This is a genomic window from Nostoc cf. edaphicum LEGE 07299 (genome assembly GCF_015207245.1).
In the GTDB taxonomy this organism is placed as follows: Bacteria; Cyanobacteriota; Cyanobacteriia; order Cyanobacteriales; family Nostocaceae; genus Nostoc; species Nostoc edaphicum_B.
The window spans coordinates 1-6,510 of record NZ_JADEXF010000205.1; the positions used below are offsets into that span (position 1 = coordinate 1).

Here is a 6,510-nt window from a genome sequence, read left to right on the forward strand (position 1 = left end):
GGACAAATAACAAATAATAAGTAAAATTTGCGGAGAATACAACATCATGACAATAGCTCAAAAACGCCCTGCAAGCCCTAGATTGAATAATAGCTTTATATCCAGCCTGAAAAAGCAATTTCCTGACCTGATACCACCAACGATCGCGATCGCCATCTTCCTCATCCTCTGGCAATTATTCGCTTGGACTCCCGGTGCTACATTACCAGGGCCAATACAGGTTATTCAAGACACTTGGATTCTAATTTTCTGGCCATTTTATGACCGAGGTGGCATTGACAAAGGTCTATTTTGGCAGATTCTTGCTAGTTTACAACGGGTTGCTATCAGTTATACCCTAGCTGCGATCGTTGGTATTGCCTTGGGCATTTTGATTGGGGTTAATAAAACCATGTCCAAAGCTTTAGATCCCATCTTTCAATTACTGCGGACTGTGCCACCTCTAGCTTGGGTTCCGATTTCTTTAGCAGCTTTACGACAAAACGAACCAGCCGCCTTATTCGTAATTTTCATCACCGCCATTTGGCCCATCTTAATTAATACTGCTGTCGGCGTTACCCAAATTCCTCAAGATTACAACAACGTTGCCAAAGTTCTCCAACTTAGCCGCAAAGAATATTTCACTAATATTTTGATTCCTGCGGCATTACCCTACATCTTTACCGGTTTGAGAATTGCGATCGGTTTAGCTTGGTTAGCGATTATCGCCGCCGAAATCGTCATGTCCGGTATTGTCGGCATCGGCTTCTTTATCTGGGATGCCTATCAAAATAACAACGTCAGCGAAGTAATTTTAGCTCTAGTTTATATCGGTGTTGTTGGGTTGCTTCTAGATAAAGCGATGGGTTGGCTGCAAAACAAGATTTTACCAGCAGAGCAAAAATAGTTATTCGTCATTAGTCATTGGTCATTGGTCATTTGTAAAAAACTAAGGACTAATGACCACGTAGCAAGGACTAATAGCGAAAGAGAAATGACAAAGGACAAATGACAAATGACAAAGGACAAAGGACAAAGGACAAATAAGTATGTTTGTAGCTGTTGACCAAATTGATAAAGTTTTTGAATTAACTGGTGGTGGCAAATATATCGCCCTCAAAGGAATCGATCTCCAAATAAAAAAAGGAGAATTCGTTTCTTTGATTGGTCACTCTGGTTGCGGTAAATCCACTCTATTAAATATGATTGCGGGTTTGGATTTGCCCACTGAGGGTCTTGTCACTCTCGAAGGACAAAAAATCACCAAACCCGGCCCAGACAGGATGGTGGTGTTCCAAAATTATTCGCTATTACCTTGGCGGACGGTAAGAGAAAATATTGCCCTCGCCGTGGACTCAGTGATGAAAGGTTTACCCGCAGCCGAACGCAACGCCATTATCGAAAAACATATAAATATGGTGGGTTTGCGTCCCCATGCTGATAAACAGCCAGGAATGTTATCAGGTGGACAGAAGCAACGAGTTGCGATCGCCCGCGCTTTAGCGATTCGTCCCAAATTACTCTTGCTAGATGAACCCTTTGGTGCATTAGACGCACTCACACGCGGCAATTTGCAAGAACAACTGATGCAAATTTGCGAAGAAAATCAAGTTACCGCCGTGATGGTTACTCATGATGTAGATGAAGCCGTGCTGTTATCTGACAGAATCGTGATGCTAACCAACGGCCCCGAATCTAAAATTGGTGACATTTTAGAAGTGGATATTCCCAGACCCCGCAAGCGGATGGAAGTAGTAGAACATCCCAGCTACTACAGCTTGCGAAGTGAGATGATTTACTTCCTCAATCAGCAGAAACGGATTAAGAAAATTCGGGCTAGAAAAACTGCCGACATTGCCCGTCATGGATTAGAAAAAGTTAACCTAGAAATTGGCTTTTTACCTCTGACAGCTTGCGCCCCCCTAGCAGTTGCAAAAGAAAAAGGCTTCTTTCTCAAACATGGTTTAGATGAAGTTAACCTCGTGCGAGAAAGTAGCTGGCGGGGTATAGAAGATGGCATAAGTGGTGGTTATTTAGATGCGGCGCAAATGCCTTCAGGGATGCCGATGTGGCTAACTTTGGGAGGACATAATAACCAACCTCTGCCCGTTGTCACTGCCCTCACCATGACTCGCAACGGTAACGCCATCACCTTGGCAAAACACTTTTACGACCAAGGCGTGCAAACCTTATCAGACTTCAGAAACCACCTAATTCTCACCCACGAACAACGGCATACAATGGGGGTAGTGCATCCCGCTTCTATGCACAACTTGCTGTTGCGTTACTGGCTAGCGGCTGGTGGAATTGACCCCGATAGCGATGTGGATATGAAAACCATTCCCCCAGCGCAGATGGTAGCCGACTTAAAAGCCGGAAGCATTGATGGTTACTGCGTAGGCGAACCTTGGAACTACCGCGCTGCTGTGGAAAATGTCGGCTTTACCATCGCTACCGACTTAGAAGTTTGGCTGGGACACCCCGGTAAAGTTCTTGGTGTGCGGGAAGATTGGGCAGAAAATTATCCAAATACGCATATCGCCTTGACTAAAGCTTTGTTAGAAGCTTGCGTGTATTGTGCAAATCCCGAAAATACCCAAGAAATTCGCCAAATTTTAGCAGGGCGAGATTATGTCAGTACTGATTTAGAATACATTCAACTCGAAGATCCAGATAATCTCACCTGTGACTTAGACCATCCGTTGCGGGACTATGCCCATCACCAGTTTTATTCCGCTTCTGCCATTAACCGCCCCAGCCGCACCGAACAAATATGGATTATGAGTCAATTGGCGCGTTGGGGTGATACTCCCTTCCCCAGAAATTGGGTAGAAGTTGTTGAACGGGTGTGTCAAGTGCGGGTTTTCAGTACCGCCGCACGGGAATTAGGTTTGGATATTAGCTATATTCGCCAACCGATCCAACTGTTCGATGGTACTCCCTTTAACGCCGATGATCCGATCGCTTATCTTAACAACTTGAAAATTAAACGTGATTTTTCAGTCGCGGAAGTTGTTCTTGATGCACCGAGAAGGAGACTCGCGTCATAAAAGAATCGTGAGAGAAAGAGGGAGTGGGAGAAGTAGCACATCATGCGCGAACCTTTTATCCCCGTTAACGAGTATTTGAACTGGATGAATCCACCTTTTATCTCCGTCAACGAGTATCTGAACTGGATGAATCCACCTTTTATCCCCGTCAACGAGTATTTGAACTGGATGAATCCACCTTTTATCCCCGTCAACGAGTATTTGAACTGGATGAATCCACCTTTTATCTCCGTCAACGAGTATTTGAACTGGATGAATCCACCTTTTATCTCCGTTAACGAGTATCTGAACTGGATGAATCCACCTTTTATCTCCGTTAATGATCTGACTTTTTACATCATCTGAAAAACCAGCAAAAGACCTAACCCCCTACCCCCTTCCCTACAAGGGAAGGGGGAAAATTCAAAGCCTCTCCCCTTCTAGGGGAGAGGTTTGGAGAGAGGTCAGAATATTCATTTGCACACCGCCTATATTAAGCTTCTTAATCCTCAAACGCCATGCAAAACCGCAACTCAACAGCTACAAACACACTAGGAAAACCATTCGTTGCTGCAACCACCAGCCGCAGACCTTTTCTAGAAATTAAAGACGTTACCAAAGTCTACCCAACAAAGAAAGGCCCTTTCACTGTACTCGACGGCGTTAACCTCAACGTTGAACAGGGCGAATTTATTTGCGTCATTGGTCACTCTGGCTGTGGTAAATCGACGCTATTAAATATGGTATCTGGTTTTAACTTTCCCACCTCTGGGCAAGTCTTACTTGAAGGAGAACCTATTACCAAGCCAGGCCCAGACAGAATGGTTGTCTTTCAAAACTACGCCTTGTTACCTTGGCGGACTGCTTTTGAAAACATCTACTTAGCTGTTAATGCCGTTTATCCCAACAAACCACAAGCTGAAAAAAGAGCGATCGTCCGCGATCATCTAGCAATGGTGGGACTGGCTGATGCAATGGAAAAGAAACCAATGCAGATGTCTGGCGGGATGAGACAACGGGTTTCTATCGCCCGTGCTTTGGCGATTCGTCCGAAAGTCTTAATTTTAGATGAACCTTTTGGGGCGCTGGATGCGATTACCAAAGAAGAATTACAAGAAGAATTGCTGAAAATTTGGGGCGATAACCGTTGTACAGTGCTGATGATTACCCACGACATCGACGAAGCACTATTTTTAGCAGATAAATTGGTAATGATGACCAATGGCCCTCATGCGAAAATTGGTGAAGTCATGGAAATTCCTTTTTCTCGTCCCCGCGATCGCAGCCGCATCATGGAAGATCCCCAATACTACCAACTGCGTAACTATGCCCTAGACTTCCTATTTAACCGCTTTGCCCATGATGACGTAGGTTAAGACCATGCGCTAGGGGCGCAAGGCCTAGCGCCCCTACGATAGGTGTGGTTAATACATGAAAACTGCTGTAATCGTCATTCATTTTTCCAGAATAATACCAGATGCTGGCGGGAAGAATCCTACAACTACGTCTACAAGTTATAAAGTATGTGTAGAGCGAGTATGTTGAGAAAAAATCTGTATGACCAGCTACCCAGAAACCCTAACTAGTAATAATGAATCTGTTAATGCTTTAATCGGCGAGACGACAAGCATTAACCATGTTGAGGTAATTGAAAATGTCATCGACTCTTTGGAACAAGATGATAGCGCGATGGTTAGCCACACTCCAGAGGGTGGTTATCTTTGGAAGTTTAAGTATGGAAGCGTGGAAGTATTTGTCCAACTCAACGGCACAACCGATGAAGACACAATAACAGTTTGGTCTGCGGTGCTAAATTTACCTGCTAAAAATGAACCGAAGTTGATGAGGTATCTTTTGGAGTTAAACTGCTCCAGCACTTTTGAAGCGCGTTTCGGTATTATTGAAAACCGAGTGGTTGTAATATCGACACGCACCTTAGCAGAATTATCTCCTGGGGAAGTGTCTCGGCTAATTACCGTTGTGGCAACGATCGCTGATAATAACGATGAAGCCTTACAAACTGAATTTGGTGCAACTTAAGGAATTTTAGATTTTAGATTGGGCTATTGCTACATCCGATGTATAGCAATCCGGCTTGGGCAAATCTGCAAAGACTTTTTTCTGTGTACCAATTAAAAAACGCCTGGGAGTGTTGCCGTGTTTCCACCCCAGGCGTTTTTTATTTTTAACTTGCTCCTCACACAAATAAATAGTATCACTGCTTCAATCAAAAGGCGAGTCTAGTAAGTGACACTTTTGAAACTGCACCGTCAATTGAGTTTAAATTTATACTCCCTTGACTTTATCCCATCTGTATTTTGGGTGCGATCGCTCCAGAAAGACGGTTTGGTTGGCAGACTTGATAGCATCTAGTATATGTGTTGGCTGTTGATTTCATGACACAGCCACTTTATTTATCATCACAAGCCTTAAAAAGATAGATTAGGCAGGATCTAGCCTTTACAAGCCGTAACATAACTAATTAAATAATTATTAAAGATATATACATCCTTCAATTAATGCCTGAAACTCTTTATTAATCAATCAAACTATTAAATAAATATTAGCACTCAATGCTTGTCAGTGCTAATTTATAGCAGAGGTTTAACGCCTATGATATAGACCAAAACTGCACTTGTTGCAGATGCTTTAGTTCCTTTCCAGATATTATTTTAGAAGTAGAAAAAACTAAATATTCCCTGTAAGTAATATGAAATTGGGAGTACTGGCATGAAATACACTTTTGATATTGTAGGAATATCTCCACTTTTGCAGTTTTTTAATGAGCAACAGCAAAACGAGCAAAAACCACCCCACCAAGGTGTGGAATACTTGGGAATGCATACCTGTACGCTAGATACGTTTTTAGAATCGGTAGAATCAGTTCCAGCAAAGTGGGATTGGAATTTGGATCAAGTGGTAGATACCGTGATTAAGTTTTGGTTGAATAACTCAGACAGTATTCGTTATTGGAAAGTGCGTTTAAATGATGCTGGTAAGGATAATTTACTAGTCACAAGGTTGGCGGATATAACCGCCTTACAAGCTGAATTTGAATATCTATTAGATAAGGAGTGGTGAAAAAATAGGTAGAATTGAAAAAGAATTCAGGAGGGTAGCAACCTCTGCTTCGCCTCCAGTCAAAATCAATTATTTACTCTGTTATTCTCGTTTTCAAGTATTTTGAGAACTTGGAGATATAAATTTTCGACTCTTTTCGTCTGAACTTCACCAAATGATGCATAGTGAGTTAAGCTAGGAGCGCCATTTACTTCAATAATTGTATAATCTCCCATTGGTGACGTTATATCACTAGCAAGAATATCTACACCTGATAATCTCAACTCCATATCTTTTGTAATATTTACTGCTAATTTTTTAAAATCAGGATGGATATTGTCAGTGAAATCTATTGCCTCACCTCCTGTTGATAAATTTGCATTATCTAAAAGATAGACTATATTATTCTTAGGTATAACATTACTAAAATTTAGCTTCCGTC

7 protein-coding genes and 1 pseudogene are annotated in these 6,510 nt (G+C 42.3%); 7 read left to right on the plus strand and 1 reads right to left on the minus strand.

Going from position 1 to position 6,510, the window contains the following annotated elements; genetic code table 11:
• The first annotated feature begins 46 nt into the window (after window positions 1-46).
• The 7 genes from ntrB (at window position 47) to IQ229_RS08250 (ending at window position 6,089) form a co-directional block, all read left to right on the plus strand.
• Complete coding sequence (gene ntrB / locus IQ229_RS08225; protein ID WP_194042803.1) at window positions 47-886, plus strand: nitrate ABC transporter permease; 840 nt, start codon at window positions 47-49, stop codon at window positions 884-886.
• Between the two features lie 136 nt (window positions 887-1,022).
• The gene (locus IQ229_RS08230) at window positions 1,023-3,029 is read left to right on the plus strand and encodes an ABC transporter ATP-binding/substrate-binding protein (protein WP_194042811.1); all 2,007 of its coding nucleotides are present in this window, start codon (window positions 1,023-1,025) and stop codon (window positions 3,027-3,029) included.
• Between the two features lie 42 nt (window positions 3,030-3,071).
• On the plus strand, window positions 3,072-3,374 hold the full coding sequence (locus tag IQ229_RS08235; RefSeq protein ID WP_194042805.1) for a hypothetical protein: 303 nt from the start codon (window positions 3,072-3,074) through the stop codon (window positions 3,372-3,374).
• A gap of 152 nt (window positions 3,375-3,526) precedes the next feature.
• A complete protein-coding gene (locus IQ229_RS08240) occupies window positions 3,527-4,384 on the plus strand; it encodes a nitrate ABC transporter ATP-binding protein (protein WP_190940734.1) in 858 nt (285 codons plus the stop codon).
• 181 nt (window positions 4,385-4,565) lie between these two features.
• A complete protein-coding gene (locus tag IQ229_RS08245; protein ID WP_194042807.1) occupies window positions 4,566-5,048 on the plus strand; it encodes a YbjN domain-containing protein in 483 nt (160 codons plus the stop codon).
• A 207-nt stretch (window positions 5,049-5,255) separates the two neighbouring features.
• Complete coding sequence (locus IQ229_RS24470) at window positions 5,256-5,381, plus strand: hypothetical protein (RefSeq protein WP_265582959.1); 126 nt, start codon at window positions 5,256-5,258, stop codon at window positions 5,379-5,381.
• A 357-nt stretch (window positions 5,382-5,738) separates the two neighbouring features.
• Window positions 5,739-6,089, plus strand: coding sequence for a hypothetical protein (locus IQ229_RS08250; RefSeq protein ID WP_194042809.1), 351 nt, complete (start codon window positions 5,739-5,741; stop codon window positions 6,087-6,089).
• Window positions 6,090-6,154: 65 nt separating this feature from the next.
• On the opposite strand, the pseudogene IQ229_RS08255 reads toward IQ229_RS08250, so the two are convergent.
• Window positions 6,155-6,510: pseudogene (locus tag IQ229_RS08255) on the minus strand (cyanophycin synthetase); the annotation flags it as partial.

Excerpts from the sequence above, each read along its gene's own strand:
- ntrB (WP_194042803.1), top strand. The coding sequence starts at position 47 with ATGACAATAGCTCAAAAACGCCCTGCAAGCCCTAGATTGAATAATAGC.
- IQ229_RS08235 (WP_194042805.1), top strand. The coding sequence starts at position 3,072 with ATGCGCGAACCTTTTATCCCCGTTAACGAGTATTTGAACTGGATGAAT.
- IQ229_RS08240 (WP_190940734.1), top strand. The coding sequence starts at position 3,527 with ATGCAAAACCGCAACTCAACAGCTACAAACACACTAGGAAAACCATTC.
- IQ229_RS08245 (WP_194042807.1), top strand. The coding sequence starts at position 4,566 with ATGACCAGCTACCCAGAAACCCTAACTAGTAATAATGAATCTGTTAAT.
- IQ229_RS08250 (WP_194042809.1), top strand. The coding sequence starts at position 5,739 with ATGAAATACACTTTTGATATTGTAGGAATATCTCCACTTTTGCAGTTT.